This window comes from Streptomyces sp. NPDC101160, assembly GCF_044768205.1.
Classification (GTDB): Bacteria; Actinomycetota; Actinomycetes; order Streptomycetales; family Streptomycetaceae; genus Streptomyces.
Window position 1 is genome coordinate 74102 of sequence record NZ_JBIWPJ010000015.1, and the last position, 20121, is coordinate 94222.

General features: G+C 74.0%; 13 protein-coding genes and 1 pseudogene. 5 read left to right on the forward strand and 9 right to left on the reverse strand.

The features are described from left to right. The first annotated feature begins 8 nt into the window (after positions 1-8). The gene (locus ACIRSU_RS35640) at positions 9-758 is read left to right on the forward strand and encodes a DUF4190 domain-containing protein (RefSeq protein ID WP_403801527.1); all 750 of its coding nucleotides are present in this window, start codon (positions 9-11) and stop codon (positions 756-758) included. Between the two features lie 58 nt (positions 759-816). Continuing rightward, the gene (locus tag ACIRSU_RS35645) at positions 817-1611 is read left to right on the forward strand and encodes a hypothetical protein (RefSeq protein WP_403801530.1); all 795 of its coding nucleotides are present in this window, start codon (positions 817-819) and stop codon (positions 1609-1611) included. 87 nt (positions 1612-1698) lie between these two features. On the opposite strand, the gene ACIRSU_RS35650 is transcribed toward ACIRSU_RS35645, so the two are convergent. Both ACIRSU_RS35650 and ACIRSU_RS35655 read right to left on the reverse strand, forming a co-directional pair. Then, the gene (locus ACIRSU_RS35650) at positions 1699-2451 is read right to left on the reverse strand and encodes an N-acetyltransferase (protein WP_403801533.1); all 753 of its coding nucleotides are present in this window, start codon (positions 2449-2451) and stop codon (positions 1699-1701) included. Positions 2452-2544: 93 nt separating this feature from the next. Then, entirely contained in the window at positions 2545-3438 is an 894-nt protein-coding gene (locus ACIRSU_RS35655; RefSeq protein WP_403801536.1) for a hypothetical protein, read from the reverse strand. Between the two features lie 92 nt (positions 3439-3530). On the opposite strand from ACIRSU_RS35655, the gene ACIRSU_RS35660 reads away from it, so the two are divergent. Continuing rightward, the gene (locus tag ACIRSU_RS35660) at positions 3531-4118 is read left to right on the forward strand and encodes a TetR/AcrR family transcriptional regulator (protein WP_403801539.1); all 588 of its coding nucleotides are present in this window, start codon (positions 3531-3533) and stop codon (positions 4116-4118) included. A gap of 60 nt (positions 4119-4178) precedes the next feature. After that, entirely contained in the window at positions 4179-5471 is a 1293-nt protein-coding gene (locus ACIRSU_RS35665; RefSeq protein ID WP_403801541.1) for an SGNH/GDSL hydrolase family protein, read from the forward strand. 178 nt (positions 5472-5649) lie between these two features. On the opposite strand, the gene mfd is transcribed toward ACIRSU_RS35665, so the two are convergent. The 4 genes and pseudogenes from mfd to ACIRSU_RS35685 form a co-directional block, all read right to left on the reverse strand. Further along, positions 5650-9180, reverse strand: coding sequence for a transcription-repair coupling factor (mfd, locus tag ACIRSU_RS35670; protein ID WP_403801544.1), 3531 nt, complete (start codon positions 9178-9180; stop codon positions 5650-5652). 173 nt (positions 9181-9353) lie between these two features. Then, positions 9354-9629 carry a hypothetical protein gene (locus tag ACIRSU_RS35675; protein WP_403801547.1) on the reverse strand — a complete coding sequence of 92 codons (276 nt, stop codon included), beginning with the start codon at positions 9627-9629 and terminating at the stop codon, positions 9354-9356. 129 nt (positions 9630-9758) lie between these two features. After that, a pseudogene (locus ACIRSU_RS35680) lies at positions 9759-12338 on the reverse strand (ABC transporter permease). Next, positions 12335-13153: an ABC transporter ATP-binding protein gene (locus ACIRSU_RS35685; RefSeq protein WP_403801549.1), complete on the reverse strand. Its 819-nt coding sequence runs from the start codon at positions 13151-13153 to the stop codon at positions 12335-12337. Before ACIRSU_RS35685 ends, ACIRSU_RS35680 begins: the two are co-directional and overlap by 4 nt. Before the next feature lie 401 nt (positions 13154-13554). Here ACIRSU_RS35685 and ACIRSU_RS35690 point away from each other — a divergent pair, with 401 nt between their 5' ends. Beyond that, complete coding sequence (locus tag ACIRSU_RS35690) at positions 13555-15348, forward strand: MFS transporter (RefSeq protein WP_403801611.1); 1794 nt, start codon at positions 13555-13557, stop codon at positions 15346-15348. 29 nt (positions 15349-15377) lie between these two features. Here ACIRSU_RS35690 and ACIRSU_RS35695 read toward each other — a convergent pair whose 3' ends face one another. The 3 genes from ACIRSU_RS35695 to ACIRSU_RS35705 all read right to left on the reverse strand — a co-directional run bounded on the left by ACIRSU_RS35695 (position 15378) and on the right by ACIRSU_RS35705 (position 20116). After that, positions 15378-15644: a hypothetical protein gene (locus ACIRSU_RS35695; protein ID WP_403801552.1), complete on the reverse strand. Its 267-nt coding sequence runs from the start codon at positions 15642-15644 to the stop codon at positions 15378-15380. A gap of 361 nt (positions 15645-16005) precedes the next feature. Next, positions 16006-16977: a cellulose-binding protein gene (locus ACIRSU_RS35700; protein WP_403801554.1), complete on the reverse strand. Its 972-nt coding sequence runs from the start codon at positions 16975-16977 to the stop codon at positions 16006-16008. An 88-nt stretch (positions 16978-17065) separates the two neighbouring features. Next, positions 17066-20116: an SUKH-4 family immunity protein gene (locus tag ACIRSU_RS35705; RefSeq protein ID WP_403801556.1), complete on the reverse strand. Its 3051-nt coding sequence runs from the start codon at positions 20114-20116 to the stop codon at positions 17066-17068. Positions 20117-20121 lie beyond the last annotated feature (5 nt).

Genomic DNA, 20121 nt, shown 5'->3' on the forward strand with positions numbered 1-20121 from the left:
GAGGACACATGTCGTACACGCAGGCTCCGGTGGCCATGCGGAACGGGCTCGGCACCGCGGCCCTGATCCTCGGCATCATCGGCACGCTCTCCGGCCTCATCCCGCTCTTCTTCTGGCTCGCCGGCATCCTCGGCCTGATCGCGCTGATCCTGGGCCTGGTCGGCAAGGGCCGCGTGAAGCGCGGCGAGGCGGACAACAAGGGAGTCGCGCTCACCGGCGCGATCCTGGGCCTCGCGGGCCTGGTCCTCTCGGTGGTCGGCGCGGTCATCACGTTCACCGCGGTCAACGACGCGGTGAAGGAGATCGACAAGACGCTCAAGGACCTGCCCAGCGCCACCGCCCCGGCCGTGCAGAACCCGGGCGGCAAGCCCCTCGCGGCCGGTGACACCTCCGTCTACGACGACAACCTGAAGGTCACCGTGTCCGAGCCGAAGGCGTACACGCCGGGCGAGTTCGCGGTCGGCCACACCAAGGGCAACAAGGCGTGGCAGGTCACCGTCACCATCGAGAACGCCGGCAAGAAGAGCTTCGACAGCACGCTGACCTCGCTGAGCGGCCGTACCGGCGCGAACGGCACCACGGCCGAGGAGATCACCGACGACAAGGTCGGCGGCGGCTTCACCGGCTCCGTCCTGCCTGGTAAGAAGGCCACGGCCACCTTCGCCTTCGACACCCCGGCCGCCGCCAGGAACCTCATGGTCGAGGTCGCCCCGGGCGGCGACTACGCCGGCGTCCAGTGGGACCTGAAGGTCGGCTGACTCCGCCCCCGCGCCGGTCCCGCCCCCTCTCCTCGTACCACCCTCTCGGAGAACCACCATGTCTGCCACCGCCCGCCCGCGCCGTGCCGCCCTCGCCACGGTCCTGTGCGCCGCCACCCTCGCCCTGGGTGCGACCGCCTGCGGCCCCTTCCCGGACCTGGGCTCGGGATCGGCCTCGGGCTCCGGCGCTGACAAGCCGAAGGCGACCGGCCCGTTCGCGGAGCTGACCGGGCCCGAGGTCGCCGACAAGGCGATGACCGCGACGAAGTCCGCGAAGTCCCTCAGCCTCGACCTCGACCTCAAGACCTCCGACGGCCCGATGAAGGCGTACGTCTCCACCGGCCGCCAGGGCCGCTGCGCCGGCACGATGACCATCGGCGCCACCGGCACCGCCGAGTTCGTCCACCCCGCCGGCCAGGCCGTCTACATGCGCCTCGACAAGGCGTTCCTGAAGGAGCAGACGAAGGGCGAGTCGCCCGATGTCCGGCGCAAGGTCATCAGGAAGCTCATGGGCCGCTGGATCAAGACCGGCGCCAAGTCCCCGGACGCCAAGGGCATGCTCGACCTGTGCGACCTGAAGTCCCTGCTCAGCGACTTCGAAGGGCCCTACACAGGGCTGAAGAAGGGCAAGGAGACCACGGTCGACGGTCAGAAGGCCCTGCCGCTCACCGACTCCGACGGCGGCGAGAAGATCGCCATCTACGTGGCCACCGAGGGCACCCCGTACGTCCTGCGGATCGTGACGACGGGCGGCAAGGAGCCCGGCACGATGACCTTCTCCCACTACGACGAGCCGGTGGAGGCGAAGGCGCCGCCGAAGAAGGACGTGCTGGACGAGAAGAGCCTCGGCTGAGCAGCCGGTGAGAACGCGAGCGGCGTGAGGACCTCCGGAGGGGGGTGGTCCTCACGCCGCTCGCTTGACGCGCCGGTGGGCCGCGGCTCAGAGCCGGTGGCGGACCCAGATGTTGGGCTCGACGTACACCGCGTAGCCGCGGGCCGTGTCGCAGTGCACCGGGACCAGCGCGCCCGGGACCTCGACCGGGCCGTCGGTGTCGAAGGGGAGACCGGTCCAGGAGCGCCACTGGGCCAGGGAGCCGCCGATCGTCATCGACGCCGGCGCCACCTTCTCCACCGTGCCGCCGGCCCGCACGTGCACGCGCAGCCACGGGTCGTGCGGCAGGCCGTCCGACTCGCGGGTGCGGTGGGCGTACTCGTGGATGGAGGAATCGGCCTCCAGCTGCTTGCCGTTCGGCCGCAGCGGCGCCACCAGCTCGGTGTGGCCGAGGCGGCGGGCGTTGTCGCGCATCGCGGCCAGCATGCGGTGCGAGACGCCGTTGCCGAGCGCGCTCGTGTCCACGGTGATCTCGATGGCGCTGACGGTGTCGGGCGTGTGGCCGTGCCGCAGGTCCGAGAACGCCCAGAGGAGGACCTGGTCCCAGCCGGTGTCGGGCAGCTCGCCGCGGTCCTCCGCCCTGAGCCGGAACGGCACGCTGAAGCCGCGCGCCACGAGGTCCTCGCCGTCGGCGCCGTCGGTCGCGACGAGCACGTACTCCGGGAACTCGGCCACGATCCGCCCGATGTGGCTCCAGCCGACCGGGTCGTACATCATGAACTCCGGCCAGAGGTCCTTCATCTGCCACAGCTTCCCGGCGAGTGCGGGGCGTTCGGCGAGCGTCGTGATGTGCAGGTCCATGAGCGCGAGGCTAGGCGCGCCGGGGCCGCCCGGTGAAACGATTTTTCGCGCAGGTCGGCGTGCCGGCCCGGGGCGGGCGCGGGGGCGGGCCGCTCATACCTTGCCGATGCCCAGCGTGTTCTCCGACGGCAGCAGGCCCGAGCCCACGATCGTCAGCCACGGGCCGCCGAGCAGTTCGTCGAGCCGGGCCGTCGCCTCGGCGCCGAGCGCGACCCACGGCGCGGCCGCGAGCTCGTCCGTGCGGAGTTCGACCTCGGCGCGCAGGGCGCGGCCGGCGTCGGTCGCCGTGCCGTCGGCGTGGACGAGGCCGCGGGCGGCGAGGCGGGCGCGGGCCGCGGACCAGTCGGCGGCGGACCAGCCGCGGGTCTGGAAGGTGGCCTCGGCGGCGGCGCCCACGGCCGCGAAGGACACCAGGGACTCGACGGGGTCGAGACCGGCGGTGACGAGGGCGGCGAGGTGGCCGTCGCCGCGGTGTTCGCGCAGGATCGTCGCGGCCTGCCAGAGGACGAGGTGGGGGGCGTCGGGCCAGGGGAGTTCGGCGTGGGCGGCGGCCATGGGGCGCCCGGCCGTCGGAGCGGCCTCGGCGGCGCGGCGGGCGAGGGCGGCGGCCTCGGCGATCCCGGGGCTCGCGAGGAGCTCCTCGCCGAGGATCGTGCGGTAGGCGCGGTCGACGGCGCGCAGCCGGCCCGCGAGCACGTCGGCGGGCGTGGCGACCTCCCAGGCGGCGGGGACGTGCCGGGCGACCTTCTCGGGGCTGAACGTGTAGAAGGCCGACGTGACCCGCTCGGCGCCGACCGGGCCGAGGGCGGCGGCGCGCCAGGCGAAGTAGCTGGGCCAGCGGTCGGACACGTCGTAGCCGAGGGCGGCGGCCTCCTCGAACGCCTCGGGGGCGTAGTAGAGCACCGAGTGCAGGGGTTCGAGCAGGTGCCACAGCTGGCGGACACGGGCCGGTGCGACGGACGTTCCCACGGTTGCCTCCAGGGTCATGACGACTTCTCCCGTTCACTCATCTTGTCAGTGACTAGATTGCTCCCGCCGCTCGAACTTGTCAATGACTAGATTCCGCGTAACCTGCTGCCATGACCAACCGGCGCACCTATCACCACGGCGACCTGCGGCAGGCCGTCCTCACCGCCGCCCTCGACGTCATCGCGACCGAGGGCCCCGGCGCGCTCAGCCTGCGCGACCTCGCGCGCCGCGCGGGCGTCTCGCACGCCGCGCCCGCGCACCACTTCAAGGACCGCACGGGCCTGCTCACCGCGATCGCCGCCCAGGGCTACGACCTGCTCGCCGAGGCCCTCGCGGGCGCGGCCGACCTGCGGGAGCGCGGCGTGCGGTACGTACGGTTCGCGGCCGCGCACCCCGCCCACTTCCAGGTGATGTTCCAGCCCGACCTCTACCGGGAGCGGGCCGACGACGCCGAGCTGCTCGCCGCCCGGGCGCGCGCCTCCGCCGAACTCCGCAGCGGCGCCGCGACCCTCGCCGCCGACCCGGCCGTCGCCCGGGACACGGGCATCGCCGCCTGGTCCCTCGCACACGGCTTCGCGACCCTGCTGCTCACCCACAACCTGGACGACCCGCTGGGCGGCCGCGACCCGGGCGAGACGTTCCGCGCACTGACCGGACTGCTCGGTTCCGCTCAACTTACCGACACAGCACGGGAATAGCCCGAGTCGATCACGCCTTGTCCCTGTCACACGCAGTCACGCAGACAACGGGGACCAGACATGAACAGCCGCACCACCCTCCGCAGCGCCGGGCTCGCCCTGCTCGCCACGCTCACCCTCACCACCCTGCCCGCCACGTCCGCCACCGCGGCCGCGCAGCCGGCCTCCCACCCGGCCTCGCAGCCCAACTGGCACGGCGCCTGGGCCGCTTCCCCGCAGTCCCCCACGGCCCCCTTCGGCCCCAACTGGTCCACGCAGGGCTTCGACGACCAGACCGTGCGCCAGACCGTGCGGGTCACCACGGGCGGCACGAAGGCCCGGATCGAGCTCACCAACCGTTACGGCTCCACCCCGCTGCACATCACGGGCGCCACCGTCGCCCGCACCGCCAAGGGCGGCTCCGTGGAGCCCGGTTCGGTCCGCGCGCTCACCTTCGGCGGCGGCCGCACGTCCGTCACCGTGCCCGCCGGCGGCACCCTCCTCAGCGACGGCGTGCCGTTCCGGACCCACGCGCTCGAATCCGTCACCGTCACGCTCTACCTCGCGGGCCCGACCGGACCGGCCACCTTCCACCACTTCGCCTCCGCGACCAGCTACCGCGCCTCCGGCGACCACCGCGCCGACGAGTCGGGCGCGGCCTTCACCGAGACCAGCACGTCCTGGTACTACCTCTCCGGCGTCGAGGTCTCCGGCGGCCCGGCCACGGCCCAGGGGCACCGCCGCGACGGCATCGTCGCCTTCGGCGACTCCATCACCGACGGCGTCGGCTCCACCCTCGGCGCCGACAACCGCTACCCCGACGAGCTGGCCGAGCGCCTCGCCGCCACCGGCCGCCCCCGCGCCGTGCTCGACCACGGCATCGGCGGCAACGAGGTCACCAACGACACCACCTGGGCCGGCGAGAAGGCCGTCGCCCGCTTCAAGAAGGACGTGCTGACGGAGAAGGGCGTCGGCACGGTCATCCTCCTGGAGGGCATCAACGACATCGGCGGCAGCGGCCCGGCCTTCCCCGGCGGCCCGACCCCCGAGGTCTCCGTCAACCAGCTCATCGAGGGCCACCGCACCCTCATCCGGCAGGCCCACGCCCACGGCATCAAGGTCGTCGGCGCCACCCTCACCCCGATCAAGGGCTCCTTCTACTTCACCCCGGAGAACGAGGCGAAGCGCGAGGCGTTCAACGAGTGGGTCCGCACCTCCGGCGCGTACGACGCCGTCGTCGACTTCGACCGCGCCGTCGCCGACCCGGCCGACACCGACCGCATGCTCCCCGCCTACGACTCCGGCGACCACCTGCACCCGGGCGACGCGGGCTACCGGGCGATGGCCGACGCGCTCGACCTCGACGAGCTGTAGGCCCCGCCACGGGTGCGGGGCGCGGGCCCGATCCGGCCCCGCGCCCCGCACCCGTACTCGGGCCGACCGCCACCGGGGCGGGCGGCGCCACCCGCCCCGTACACACCCGCCTCGTGCACACCGCCTCGTACACACCCGCCTCGTGCGCACCCGTCCCGTGCGCACCCGTCCCGGACGGCTACGACCCGAGGATCTCCGCCAGGAACTCGCCCGTCCACGCCAGCAGTTCGCGGCCCACCACCGGCTTGCCGCCGATCTTCCCGGTCGTCGGGCGCGGCACCAGAATCTGGTGGACGGCCGGCTTGATGACGGACTTCGGGTGGAGGCGCTTCAGGCGCAGCTCCTGCGACTCGCGCAACTCCACGGGCGCGAAGCGGATGTTGGGGCCCTGGAGGACGATCTCGCCGACGCCGCAGGCCCGGGCCAGCATGCGCAGGCCGGCGACGAGGAGGAGGTTCTCCACGGGCTCGGGCAGCTTGCCGTAGCGGTCGGTGAGCTCCTCGCGCACGGCCTTGATGTCGGCCTCCGAGTTGGCGGAGGCGATGGCGCGGTACGCCTGGAGGCGCAGCCGCTCGCCCGGCGCGTAGTCGTGCGGGACGTGCGCGTCGACCGGGAGCTCGATCTTGACCTCCAGCGGCTGCTCCTCCTCGACACCGCCCTCCAGCGAGGCCCGGTAGTCGGCGACGGCCTCGCCGACCATCCGGACGTAGAGGTCGAAGCCGACGCCCGCGATGTGGCCGGACTGCTCGCCGCCGAGCAGGTTGCCCGCGCCGCGGATCTCCAGGTCCTTCATGGCCACGTACATGCCCGCGCCCATCTCGGTGTGCTGGGCGATGGTCGCGAGGCGCTCGTGGGCGGTCTCGGTCAGCGGCTTCTCCGGCGGGTACAGGAAGTAGGCGTAGCCGCGCTCACGGCCCCGGCCGACCCGGCCGCGCAGCTGGTGCAGCTGCGACAGGCCGAAGTTGTCGCCGCGCTCCACGATGAGGGTGTTGGCGTTGGAGATGTCGATGCCGGACTCGACGATCGTCGTCGACACGAGCACGTCGAACTTCTTCTCCCAGAAGTCGACCACGACCTGCTCCAGGGCCTGCTCCGACATCTGCCCGTGCGCCGTCGCGATCCGCGCCTCGGGGACGATCTCGCGCAGCCGGGCCGCCGCGCGGTCGATGGACTCGACACGGTTGTGGATGTAGAAGACCTGGCCCTCGCGGAGCAGTTCGCGGCGGATCGCCGCGCCGATCTGCTTCTCCTCGTACGGGCCGACGAAGGTGAGGACCGGGTGCCGCTCCTCCGGCGGGGTGGTGATCGTCGACATCTCGCGGATGCCGGTGACCGCCATCTCCAGGGTGCGCGGGATCGGCGTCGCGGACATCGTGAGGACGTCGACGTTGGCGCGGAGCTTCTTCAGCTGCTCCTTGTGCTCGACGCCGAAGCGCTGCTCCTCGTCGACGATGACGAGACCCAGGTCCTTGAACTTCGTCTCGGACGAGAACAGGCGGTGGGTGCCGATGACGACGTCGACCGAACCCTCCTTCAGACCCTCCATCGTCGCCTTCGCCTCGGTGTCCGTCTGGAAGCGGGACAGCGCGCGGACGTTGACGGGGAACTGCGAGTAGCGCTCCGAGAAGGTGCCGAAGTGCTGTTGCACGAGCAGCGTGGTCGGCACGAGGACGGCGACCTGCTTGCCGTCCTGGACGGCCTTGAAGGCGGCCCGTACGGCGATCTCGGTCTTGCCGTAGCCGACGTCACCGCAGATCAGCCGGTCCATCGGGACCGTCTTCTCCATGTCCTCCTTGACCTCGGCGATCGTCGACAGCTGGTCGGGCGTCTCCGCGTACGGGAAGGCGTCCTCCAGCTCGCGCTGCCAGGGCGTGTCGGGACCGAAGGCGTGGCCGGGCGCGGCCATGCGGGCGCTGTAGAGCTTGATCAGGTCGGCGGCGATCTCCTTGACCGCCTTCTTCGCGCGCGCCTTCGTCTTCGTCCAGTCGGCGCCGCCGAGCCGGTGCAGCGTCGGCGCCTCGCCGCCGACGTACTTGGTGACCTGCTCCAGCTGGTCGGTCGGGATGTAGAGGCGGTCGCCGGGCTGGCCGCGCTTGGCGGGGGCGTACTCGACGAGCAGGTACTCGCGGGTCGCGCCCTGCACGGTGCGCTGCACCATCTCGATGTAGCGGCCGACACCGTGCTGCTCGTGCACGATGTAGTCGCCGGCCTCCAGCGTCAGCGGGTCGATCGTCTTGCGCCGCTTGGCCGGCATCCGCTGGCCGTCCTTGCCGGCGGCCTTCTGGCCCGACAGGTCGGTCTCCGTCAGGACCGCGAGCTTCAGCTCCGGGTCGACGAAGCCGTAGTCGATCGCGCCGCAGGCGACGTGCACGACGGACGGGGTGATCTCCTTCAGGTCGGCGTCGAGACGGGCCGCGATGCCCTCGCCGCCGAGGACCTCGACGGTCCGGGAGGCCGGGCCGTGCGCCTCCGTCACGTACACCGTGCGCCAGCCGTCGGCCAGCCAGCCCTTGGTGTCGGCCAGGGCGCGGGCGGTGTCACCGCGGTACGTCTCCGGGGCGTGCATGCCCAGCTTCACCGTGTCCGCGCCGACGGTCTCGTCCGCCGCGAACGGCGACACCGACCACCACATCATGTCCAGCTCGCGCGCCCGGTCCCGGACGTCCGCGATCCCCCACAGCGAGGCCGCGCCGACGTCGATCGGGGCCTCGCCGCCACCCGCCGTCGCCGCCCACGAAGCCTGCAGGAACTCCTGCGAGGTGGCGACGAGGTCGGCGGCCCGCGTCCGCACCCGCTCCGGGTCGCAGACGACCGCCATCGAACCCTTGGGCAGGACGTCGAGCAGCAGCTCCATGTCGTCGACGAGGACCGGAGCCAGCGACTCCATTCCCTCGACGGCGATGCCCTCGGCGATCTTGCCGAGCAGCTCGCCCAGCTCCGGATGGAGCTCGGCGAGCGCCGCCGCCCGCTCCCGTACGGAATCGGTCAGCAGCAGCTCGCGACAGGGCGGGGCCCACAGACCGTGCTCGGCGACTTCCAGGGAACGCTGGTCGGCGACCTTGAAGTAACGGATCTCCTCGACGTCGTCGCCCCAGAACTCGATCCGGAGCGGGTGCTCCTCGGTCGGCGGGAAGACGTCCAGGATGCCGCCGCGGACCGCGAACTCGCCGCGCTTCTCGACCAGCTCCACCCGGGAGTACGCGGCGGCCGCCAGGCCCTCGACGATCTCGTTCAGGTCCGCCGTCTGGCCCGTCCGCAGCGCCACGGGCTCCAGGTCGCCCAGGCCCTTGACCTGCGGCTGGAGCACGGAACGGACCGGCGCGACGACCACGCTGACGGGGCCGGCCGCCGGGTCGTCCGGCGACGGGTGCGCGAGCCGGCGCAGCACGGCGAGACGGCGGCCGACCGTGTCGGAGCGGGGCGACAGGCGTTCGTGCGGCAGCGTCTCCCACGACGGGTAGTCCACGACCGTGTCGGGGTCGAGGAGCGAGCGCAGGGCCGCCGCCAGGTCCTCGGCCTCGCGGCCCGTCGCCGTGACGGCGAGCACCGGACGCCCGGCCTCGCGCGCCAGCGCGGCCACCGCGAAGGGACGGGCCGCGGGCGGGCCGACCAGGTCGACGTGCGTGCGGTTGCCGTCGCGCGCGGCCTTCACCGCTTCGGCGAGGGCCGCGTCTCGTACGACGACATCAAGCAGACCGTGCAGGCTCATGGGTCTTCCATCCCGGCAGAGGGCAACGCGAACCGCCCGACACGTCTCACGGGCCGGGGGCTCCAGCGTACGCCGAGGCGCCGACAGCCGCCGGGCCACAGCGCGCCACGAGGGCCGGCCGGTGGATTCCGGCCGGCCCTCGCGTCCCTCACGCCCCTCACGTCAGTGCGACGTCAATGAGTCGGCCGGACGCAAGCCACGTCGTACTGGGAGACGGAGTGCACGTTCTTGCTGTTCTGGGGCTGTTCGCCCGCGTAGACGGTGCCGGCCTTGCCGTCCGGGTTGAAGGCGGAACCGGGGGCACTCACGGAGTGTCCGGGCTGGTTGGGGTTCTCCTCGCAGGACGCGCCGGGCTGGCCGGCGAAAGCGGTGCCCGCGCCGATGCCCGCCGCGCCGGCCATGAGGACGGCGGAGGCCACCGCGAAGGCCGCGCGCTTCACGGGATTCATGATCGCTCCTCCTTTCACGGAGCGCTTTCGGGCGTGCGATGCAGGGGTTCCTGTCCATGGATACGGGCGGCGGGAGCGGATGGATTGTCCGCCCCCGCCGCCCCGCCCCGCTCCCGCGCGCCCCGGCGCCTACTCGCTCGCGATCGCGTTCAGCACGTTCATCCGGCCCGCCCTGAACGCCGGCACCAGCGCCGCGAACAGGCCCACGAACGCCGAGCCCACGAAGACCGCCGCGATCGTCGGCCACGGGATGTCCAGGACGCCCAGGCCCTCCAGGGCGAGGAGCTGCTGGGCGGCCGTGCCCCAGCCCATGCCCAGGCCGAGGCCGAGCAGCGCGCCGAAGAGCGCGATGACGACGGACTCCAGGCGGATCATGCGGCGCAGCTGGCGGCGGGAGAGGCCGATGGCGCGCATCAGGCCGATCTCGCGCGTCCGCTCCACGACCGACAGCGCGAGGGTGTTCACGACACCGAGCACCGCGACGATGATCGCGAGGGCGAGCAGGCCGTAGACCATGTTGAGGAGCCGGCCGACCTGGTCCTTGAGCTCCTGCTTGTAGTCGGCCTGGTCGGCGACCTTGTACTGCGGGTACGGCTTCAGGGCGGCCTTCATCGACGCGTACGCCGCGTCCTCCTGGCCGTCCTTGGCGGTGCCGAAGACGAGGAAGCTCCTGGGCATGCGGTCGGCGGGCACGTACCGCTCGGCGGTCGCGATGCCGACGGACATCCGGCCCTTGTCGATCCGGGCGTCGTCGGAGGTGACCGCCGCGACGCGCAGGGTGGCCTGCCGGCCGCCGGTGAAGGCGACGGTGAGCCGGTCGCCGACCTTGACGCCGTGCTGGGCGGCGTAGTCGCTGCCGACGGACATCGCACCGGGCCCGTACGCCTCCGCCAGGCTGCCCGCCGTCGTCTCGCGCCGCACGTCCTGGGCGTACGAGGGGTCGGCGGCGACGAGACCGGTCTTCTCCTGCCGGCCGCGCGCGTCGGTGACGGTGGCGTCGACCCACTTGTAGCGGGTGACGTGGTCGAGCCCGGCGGCCTTCGCGGCGGCGGCCTCGGCCTGCGGCACGATCGGCTGGCCGTTGGCCGACTGGACGATGAAGTCGGCGCCCACGGACCGGTCGAGCTCCTCCGTGGCGGAGGCGACCATCGACGAGCCGACGACCGACAGGCAGGCGACGAGCGCGAGGCCGATCATCAGGGCGGCGCCGGTGGCTCCGGTACGGCGCGGGTTGCGCAGCGCGTTGCGTTCGGCCATGCGGCCGACGGGGCCGAAGACGCGGAGCACGACCGCGCCGAGGACGCGGACGACACCGCCCGCGAGGAGCGGGCCGACGACGACGAAGCCGAGGAGGGAGAGGACGACGCCGAGGCCGAGCCACAGGGAGCCCGCGCCGGCCTCGGCGGCCCGGGTCGCGGTCCACAGCGCGGCGGCGCCGGCGGCGGTGAGGAGCAGGCCGATGCCGCCGCGCACGGCGCCCGCCCGGCCGTCGGCGGGCGTGCCGGCGTCGCGCAGGGCGGCCATCGGGGAGATCCTGGCGGCCCGGCGGGCGGGCACGAAGGCGGCGACGACGGTGACGACGACACCGAGGACGACGCCGACGACGGGGGTGGTCCAGCGGACGGTGAGGTCCTGCGTGGACAGCTCCATGCCCATGGACGACATGAGCTGCATCAGTCCGACGGCGAGCCCGACGCCCGCCGCGACACCGGCGGCCGAGCCGACGACGCCGAGCAGCAGGGCCTCGACGAGGACGGAACGGTTGATCTGGCGGCGGGAGGAGCCGATGGCCCGCATCAGGCCGATCTCGCGGGTGCGCTGCGCGACCAGCATCGAGAACGTGTTGACGATGAGGAAGATGCCGACGAGGAAGGCGATCCCGGCGAAGCCGAGCATCGCGTACTTCATGACGTCGAGGAAGCCGGCGACGTCCTTGCGGCCGGCGTCGGCGGTCTCGGCGGCGGTCTGCAGTTTGTAGCCCGCGCCGATCTTCGCCGCCACGGCCGTCTTCAGCCCGGCATCGCCGACGCCGGGCGCCGCGTCCGCCGTGATCTGGGTGAACACCCCTTCCCGGCCCAGCAGTTCGCGCTGCGCGGTGGCGGTGTCGTACCAGACGAGCGTGGCACCGGGGTTGGTCACCTTGAACTCGGCGATGCCGGAGATCCGCGCCCGGAAGTCGCCGGTGACGGCGATCGTGCGCAGTTCGTCGCCGATCTTCAGGTGGTGCTTCCCGGCCGTGCCCGCGTCGACGACGACCTCGGTGGGGCCGCGCGGCGCGTGGCCGGACGTGATCTCGACCGAACGCAGCTCGTTCGGCGTCCAGTTGGCGGCGATGGTCGGGGCGCCGGAGGTGGGGCCGACGTTCTCGTTCCGGGAGTCGACGACGGTGACGGCCATGGAGGTGACGACGCCCTGGACGTTACGCGCCCCGTGGGCCGCCCTCACCTACGCGACGAGGGCGCCGGGCAGCGTCTCCGGCCGGCCGTTCCGCGGCATCTCGTCGTCCTTGGCGGCGCCTTTCGGGCTGACCGTGACGTCGGAGGCGGTGGTGGCGAAGAGCTTGTCGAAGGTGGTGTTCATGGTGTCGCTGAACACCAGGGTGCCGCAGACGAAGGCGACGGAGAGGAGGACGGCGACGGCGGACAGCGCCATCCGGCCCTTGTGCGCGAGGAGGTTGCGCATCGAGGTCCTGAGGACGGTCGCGCTCATGACGTCCGCCCGCGCGCGTCGGAGTCGGGGGTCTGGGGGCGTCCCCCGGAGAAGAGGAGCATCCGGTCGAGGACGGCGTCCGCGGTGGGCCGGTGCATCTCGTCGACGATGCGGCCGTCGGCGAGGTACAGGACGCGGTCGGCATAGGAGGCGGCGACGGGGTCGTGGGTGACCATGACGATCGTCTGGCCGAACTCGTCGACGGACTGCCGCAGGAAGCCGAGCACCTCGGCCCCGGCCCGCGAGTCCAGGTTTCCGGTCGGCTCGTCGCCGAAGATGATCTCGGGCCGGGCGGCGAGCGCCCTGGCCACGGCGACGCGCTGCTGCTGCCCGCCGGAGAGCTGGCCCGGCCGGTGCTTCAGCCGCCCGGCGAGGCCGACCGTCTCGACGACCCGCTCCAGCCACGCCGCGTCCGGCCTGCGGCCGGCGATGTCCATCGGGAGCGTGATGTTCTCCAGGGCGTTCAGCGTCGGCAGGAGGTTGAACGCCTGGAAGACGAACCCGATCCGGTCGCGCCTCAGCTGCGTGAGCTTCTTGTCCTTCAGGCCGGTGATCTCGGTCTCGCCCAGGAAGATCTGGCCGCCGCTGACGGTGTCGAGGCCCGCGAGGCAGTGCATGAGCGTGGACTTGCCGGAGCCCGAGGGCCCCATGATCGCGGTGAACCGCCCGCGGGCGATGTCCACGTCGACGTGGTCGAGCGCGACGACCCGGGTCTCCCCGGACCCGTACGCCTTGACGACCTGCCGCGCCCGCGCGGCGACGGCCGTACTCCCTCCGGTTCCCCCGGGCCTGAGGATGCTCACAGCCGAAGTCACGCCATTTCTCCTATGTGTTCGTACGCCGTGTTCGTAAGAACAAGCTAAGAACGGCAGGCCCCGCATCTCGTCCTCCACCGGTACGAGCGGCCCCTGGGCTGTATGAGGGAGGGACCCCTAGGGGTTTCTCCGACCCAGGTAGGGGTGGGAGGCTGCCCCGGGCGCACTTGGATGTACGACGCACCCGCCGGGCGGCGGGGGCGCGAGGAGAGGTGGGCCGGATGTCCGAAGCCGGGGCGACCGCGAGACGGGCGACGGGAGCGAAGGCGGCAGGGGCGAAGGCGACCGGCCCGACGGGGCCGAAGGCGACGGGGGCGAAGGCGGCGGGGCCGAAGGCGACGGGGGCGAAGCCTGCGGGGGCGAGCGGCTCGACCCGGCGCGGGCCCGTCGTCGCCGCGCTGATGCTGAGCATGGCGCTGGTCTCGCTCGACAGCACGGTCGTCGCCACCGCCGTACCGCAGGTCGTCGGCGACCTCGGCGGCCTGTCGGTCTTCTCCTGGCTTTTCTCCGGCTATCTGCTCGCCGTGACCGTGACCCTGCCGGTGTACGGGAAGCTCAGCGACACCTTCGGGCGCAAGCCGGTCCTGGTCGCCGGCATCGCGCTCTTCCTCGCCGGCTCCGTGCTGTGCGCCTCCGCCTGGGACATGGGCTCGCTCATCGCCTTCCGTGTCGTGCAGGGCCTGGGCGGCGGCGCCCTGCAGGGCACGGTCCAGACGATCGCCGCCGACCTCTACCCGCTGAAGGAACGTCCCCGCATCCAGGCCCGGCTCTCCACCGTCTGGGCCACCTCCGCCGTCGCGGGCCCGGCGGTGGGCGGACTGCTCGCCGGGTACGCGGACTGGCGCTGGATCTTCCTGGTCAACCTGCCGCTCGGCGGGGCGGCGCTGTGGCTGATCGGCCGCTATCTGATGGAGCCCGGGGCCCAGGCGGTACGGGGCGGGGAGAGCGTGCGGGACGGGGAGGCCGTGCGAGACGGGGACGGCCTACGTGTCGGGGCGCGGCGGCCTGGCGGGCGCCGGGACGGCGTACAGGGCCGGGACGGCGTACGGAACGGGGACGGCGTACGGGGCCAGGACGGCGTACGGAAACGGGACGGCGTACGGAAACGGGTGCGGCGGCCTGGGGGGCGGCGGGTGGCCGTCGACTGGGCCGGGGCGCTCGCCGTCTTCGGGGCCGGGACGCTGCTCCTCACCGGCCTCGTCCAGGGCGGGGTGGCCTGGCCCTGGCTGTCGGCGCCGTCACTCGGCCTGTTCGGCGGGGCGGCCGCGCTCGCCGCCCTGACCGTCGTCGTCGAGCGGCGGGCCGCCGACCCGATCATCCCCGGCTGGGTCTGGCGCCGCCGGACGATCGCCGCCGTCAACCTGGCGCTCGGCGCGCTCGGCCTGGTGATGGTCGCGCCGACCGTCTTCCTCCCCACGTACGCCCAGGCCGTCCTCGGCCTCGGCCCGATCGCGGCCGGGTTCGTGCTGTCCGCGATGCCGCTCGGCTGGCCCGTCACCGCGGCCCTCTCCAGCCGCCTCTACACCCGCATCGGCTTCCGGCAGACCGCGCTGCTCGGCATGACCCTGGCCCTCCTCGTCCTGCTCGCCTTCCCGCTCCTGCCCTTCCCCGGCGAGCCCTGGCAGCCGGCGCTGCTCATGCTGCTGCTCGGCGCGGCGCTGGGCTTCTTCCAGCTGCCGCTGGTCGTGGGCGTGCAGTCGACCGTCCCGTACGAGGAGCGGGGCACGACGACGGCGTCGGTGCTGTTCGTGCGGCAGATCGGGCAGAGCGTGGGCGCGGCCCTGTTCGGGGCCGTCGCCAACGGCGTCCTGGCGGCACGGGTCGGAGGCCGGAGCGGGGACCTGGACGGTCTGGTCCGCGACCTGAAGACCCCGGGCGCGCTGACCGTCGCGGCCGCCGACCATCTGCGGCGCGCGGTCGCGACGGCCGTCGACTACGTCTACCTGGGCGCGGCGGCCGCGGCCGCCCTCGCCGTCCTGGTCCTGCTGACGGTCGCGCCGCGCCGCTTCCCGGTCCTGAAGGAGCACGAGGAACCGGAGCCGCACGAGGGGCCGAGGCCGCACGTGGGGCCGGGATCGCACGAGAAGCCGGAGCCGCACGAGGAGGCGGAGTCGCACGAGGAGCCGGAGCCGCACGAGGAGGCGGAGTCGCGCGAGGAGCCGGAGAACGCCGCCAAGAACGCCGGCGAGTCCTAGCCGGGCCCTGGCCGCCCCCTAGCCGGCTCCTAGGGGGCTGCCTCCGCCACCCTGACCGGGCCGACGACGGTGAGCGGGATCCGCAGGTTCTCGCAGAGCCGGCGGGTCCGGCACAGGGCGCTCAGGCTGGCCGGTGAGGGATCGGCGGTGGGGAGCTGGACACGGACGAGGCGGGGCCGGTGGGAGTGGACGAGGGCCTCGGTCTCCAGAAAGGCGGCGGCCCGGCTGGTGACGTCGAGGTCGACCAGGAGCGAGACGTGCAGGACGCCGTCCTCGAAGGCGTGGTGGATGAGCATCACGATCTCCTTCCCCCGCCCGACGGGCCGGCGCCCGACACCGCGGGGTCCAGGAGGACGAGCGGGGCGGACAGCGGCCCGCACACCGGCGGGCGGATCTCCGGCATGTGCCGCCGGGCGGTGGAAGGAGTCGCTTCGCGACCACGTCCGACCTTGCCGGGGAACCTCGCCGGGCTCGTACGGCACAAGGCTAGGCGGAGGCCGTCGTTGATCGCACCTGGTGAGCGGGGTGGCGGTGCGCCCCAGGGGTCGGCGTGGGTCGGTTCGGGTCCGTGGTGGGGGGCGGTGGGGGGTCAGTGGTGGGCCGCCGCCTCCTCCAACGGGCACGGCCGTGGGCTGGGCCGGCGGGCGCGGGCGCGGGCTAGGCCTCCGTACCGCCGCCGGACTCCGGTCCGGCGGCCTCGGAACCTCCTGCCTCGGAACCCCCGGCCTCAGGTCCGGCGGCCTCGGGGGCCCTGGGCTCGGGGGCGGCGACGCGGCCCGTCAGAGTCGCCAGCGAGGCGCGGATGTGATCCATGTGGGAGTGGATCTCGTCGCGGGCCTCCTCGTGCTCGCGCAGCACCCGCTCCGTCTCGCGCTCCGTCCGCTCCTGCGCGAGGCGCGCCTCGGCGAGCAGCGCCGCCGCCTTCGCCTCCGCGTCCTCCTGGCCGTGCCGGGCGGCCTCCTCGGTCTCCGCGAGGGCCCGGCGGGCCTCGTCGAGCCGCGCCTCGGCCAGGGCGGTCGACTCGGCGTGCGCGGCGTCCTGTTCGGCCACCCGGGCCGCTTCCTCCCGGTCGGCCGCCTCCCGCGTGGCGGTCTGCTCCTCATGCTGGCGCGCGAGGAGTGCGGCGGCCTCGCGTTCGGTGGCCTCGAAGGCGGTACGGGCCTCGGCGCGCTGTTCGTCGGCGTCGCGCTGCGCGGCGGTACGGATCGACTCGGCGCGCTCGCCGGCCGCCGCCAGATGGGCGCGGGCCGCCGACTCGGCCGCGGTCCGCACGCCCTCCGCGTACGCCGCGGCCGCGGCCGCCGCCTCCTGCCCGGCCGCCTCCGCCGCCGCCGCGAGGGAGTGCGCCTCGGCCTCCGCGGCCCGTACGAGCGCCTCGTCCTCGGCTTCGGCGAGCTCCAGGATCCGGCGGGCGCGCTCGCCCAGGGACTCGTATCGCTGCGGCGCGAGCGCGGCGACGACCTCGCGGAGCCGGGCCGCCTCCTCCTCCATCTCCTCGGCGAGCACGGTCAGTCGCGCCGCCCGCTCCCAGGCGGCGTCGCGTTCGGCGGAGAGCGCGGCCAGGTACCGGTCGACCTGCTCCGGGCGGTAGCCGCGCCCGCGCCCGAAGGATCCGGTGGAGAAGCTCATGTGACAAGAATGCGGCATGAGAACGGACAAAAGGCGCCCGACGTGAATACACGTCGAGCGCCTTCTGTCACATTGCGAAAGGCACGAACTAGAGCAGACCGTCCCACATCTGCTCGAGCAGCACCGACCACCAGTTCTCCGGCGAGGACAGCGCCGCCGGGTCCAGCATCGCCAGCTGGGCCTGGAAGTCGACCGTCCAGCGGCCCGCCTGCTCCGGGTTGAGCCCGAAGCGGAGCCGCCACATCCGGCCGAGCAGCGCCAGGCAGCGCACGAACTCGGGCAGCCCGGAGTTCACGAACTGCGGCGGCACCGGCTGTCCGCCAGGACCTGCCTCCACCGGCACGGCCACGATGTTCGCGGTCCCGTACTGGACACAGATCGCCCGGCCGAAGTCCGAACCGAGGACGAGGTACGAGCTCGCGTCCGGCGCCGGCTGGACCTGCCGCTGCGCCGCCAGCTCCGCGAGCGTCGGCACCACCGGCATCGCCGGCTGCGCCCAGAAGAACGGCCCGAAGTCGGCGGGCAGACCCGCCCACAGGAGCGTGACCGCCACCAGCTCCGGCACGCCCTGCCGGGACACCGCGCGCTGGTCGAAGCGCAGGATCCCCGGCCCGAACGCCCCGGCCAGCTCCTGCGCCACCCCGTCCGGCGGCAGCGGCGGCGCCGGCTGCACCTGCGGCAACGGCGCCCGCACCGGCGCGGGCCGCGCCGGGCCGTCCGCGACCTGGTGCAACTCGCCCTGGTGGGTGAGAAGTTGGCGCATGCCCTGCTGCCGGCCCGCGTGGTCACGGCCGTACGGCGCGATGTTGGTGACCCGCGCCTGCGGCCAGGTCTCCCGGATCATCCGCGCGCAGTAACCGCCCGGCAGCTCGCACGACTCCAGCTCCGTGTGCAGTTCGAGCACTTGCTGCGGCGGCACGTTCAGCGCGCGCAGCTCGTGCAGGATCTGCCACTCCGGGTGCGGCGTGCCCGGCGCGGAACGGCGGATGATCTGCTGCTCCGAACCGTCGGGCGCGCGGTACCGCAACACGGCCTGGTAGCCCGGGCCGACGGTCGGCTGACCGGTCGGCTGCGGCTGCGGATAGCCGTACGCGGGCGCGTTCGCCGGTGCGGGGGCCGGCCCCGGCGGCGGAGGCGGCCCGGCCGGACCGGGCTGCGCCAGCATCGTCGCCGCGTGCGCGACCCCACCGGGCGGCGTCACGCCCGCACCGGGCACGCCCGGCGGCGGAGGCGGAGGCACCGGCGCGCCGGGCCCGCCCGGACCCGGGTGCGCCAGCATCGTCGCCGCGTGCGCCACCCCACCGGGCGGCGTCCCGCCCGCACCGGGCACGCCCGGCGGCGGAGGCGGAGGCACCGGCGTACCGGGCCCGCCCTGGCTCGGGTGCGCCAGCATCGTCGCCGCGTGGTGCACGGCGGGCGGCGGCGTCGGCGCCCCGGGAGGACCGGGCGGAGCGGCGGGAGCCGGCGGACCGGGCGGGGCCGGCGGACCGGGCGGGGCCGGCGGGCCGTCCGGAAGCTGCGAGACCAACTGCGTCCGCACGTATCCACCGGGCTGCGGCGCCGCCTTGCTCGTCGCCGCAGCCGCGATGTCCGCCGCCCCGGGCGGCGGCGTCGGCCCGGAGGAGGGCACGGGGGGTACGGGCGGCGCGGCGGGCGCGGACGGCGTCGAAGGCGCGGACGGCCTCGAGGGCGCGCCCTGCCCGAACGTCCCGTCCGGATTCATCCGCGGCGCGATCGCGGTCGCCGGCAGCGCACTCCCGCCCTTCATCAACGCGGTCGGCGCATCAGGCCCCACCGCAGGCGGCGGCGTGTCCTCGTCGTCAGCCCCCGCCAACGGCGGCGCGAACACCGTCGCCGGCAACGGCACGGCCCCGTCCGCCCCACCGGAACTGGCATTGGCATCGGCCCAGGGGCTGGGCACGGGCGCGGGGGTGGAGGACGCGGGCGCGGGCACGGGCTCAGGTGCAGGCGCGGGCGCGGGCACGGACTCGGACGCAGGCGCAGGCACAGCGCCGAGCACGGCGGTCGGCGCGGAGGCCACGGACGGCTCGGATGCGGACTGCTCGGGCACGGGCGGGACCGCGTCCGCCGGCGGGGCGACCGGCGCGGCAGGCGCGGCAGGCGCCTCGGCGCCGGGGCCGGAAACCCCTTCCGACGCGGCGGCGAGCGGGGTGGCCTCCGAACCGGAAACCCCGGCCCCGGAGGGGCCGTTCACGGACTCGGCGCCCGGTACGGGAGGCGTAGCCGGCCCGGCCGGGGCGGCGAACGGGTCGGACGGGGCAGCAGCCCCGGACCCGGCCGCGCCGGCGGGCCCGGACGGCACACCGTCGACCGGCGTACCGGCAGAGCCGGAACCCGCCTCCGCCGCGGACGAGTCGCCCTCGTTCGGCACCGCGTCGGCGGTCGGCGCGGCGAACGGCGGTACGGACACCCCACCGGCGCCCACACCGGCTTCCGAACCGGAAACCCCGGCCTCAAGCGCCGACGCGTCCTGCGCGCCACCCCCGGCGCCGACGGGAACACCCGCCGCACCAGCGGCACCGGCACCGACAGCGAGACCGGCCGCACCAGCGGCACCCGCGCCCGCACCGGAACCCGCAACCTCAGCCGCACCGGCACCCGCGCCCGCGCCCGCACCGCCAGAGGCACCGGCACCCGCGCCCGCCCCGTCAGAGGCGCCGGCACCCGCGCTCAACCCCGTCGACGCATCCGCACCCGTCGTCTCCCCCGTCGCCTGCGACGCGTTCGACGCCACCGGCGGGAGGCCGATCTTGTCCGCGGCCTCCTGGAGCCACTCAGGGGGGCTCAGCAGGAAGGACGTCTGGTTCAGGTCGATTCGGGGCGCGGCCTGCGCCGGAATCGGGGCGGCGGGCTCGGCGGCGGCGCCGTACTCCTCCTCGTAGCGACGGATGACCTCACCCACCGGCAGGCCCGGCCACAGCGTGGCCTCGCCGCTGTCGCGGGCGATGACGAGACGGAGCCGGTCGCCGTCCGGCGTCCGCGTCTCCTCGCGGTCCTCGGCCCAGACGACGAAGCCCAGCCCGAACTCGCGTACCCGCACCTCGCGGTGCAGATACGCCGGCACGTCGCCGTTGATCCATTCCTCGGCGCGCTCCTGCGCCTGCGCGAAGGTCACCACAGCCA

Coding starts and splice junctions, on each gene's coding strand:
- ACIRSU_RS35640 (WP_403801527.1), top strand. CDS start 9: ATGTCGTACACGCAGGCTCCGGTGGCCATGCGGAACGGGCTCGGCACC.
- ACIRSU_RS35645 (WP_403801530.1), top strand. CDS start 817: ATGTCTGCCACCGCCCGCCCGCGCCGTGCCGCCCTCGCCACGGTCCTG.
- ACIRSU_RS35650 (WP_403801533.1), bottom strand. CDS start 2,451: ATGGACCTGCACATCACGACGCTCGCCGAACGCCCCGCACTCGCCGGG.
- ACIRSU_RS35655 (WP_403801536.1), bottom strand. CDS start 3,438: ATGACCCTGGAGGCAACCGTGGGAACGTCCGTCGCACCGGCCCGTGTC.
- ACIRSU_RS35660 (WP_403801539.1), top strand. CDS start 3,531: ATGACCAACCGGCGCACCTATCACCACGGCGACCTGCGGCAGGCCGTC.
- ACIRSU_RS35665 (WP_403801541.1), top strand. CDS start 4,179: ATGAACAGCCGCACCACCCTCCGCAGCGCCGGGCTCGCCCTGCTCGCC.
- mfd (WP_403801544.1), bottom strand. CDS start 9,180: ATGAGCCTGCACGGTCTGCTTGATGTCGTCGTACGAGACGCGGCCCTC.
- ACIRSU_RS35675 (WP_403801547.1), bottom strand. CDS start 9,629: ATGAATCCCGTGAAGCGCGCGGCCTTCGCGGTGGCCTCCGCCGTCCTC.
- ACIRSU_RS35690 (WP_403801611.1), top strand. CDS start 13,555: ATGCTGAGCATGGCGCTGGTCTCGCTCGACAGCACGGTCGTCGCCACC.
- ACIRSU_RS35695 (WP_403801552.1), bottom strand. CDS start 15,644: ATGCTCATCCACCACGCCTTCGAGGACGGCGTCCTGCACGTCTCGCTC.
- ACIRSU_RS35700 (WP_403801554.1), bottom strand. CDS start 16,977: ATGAGCTTCTCCACCGGATCCTTCGGGCGCGGGCGCGGCTACCGCCCG.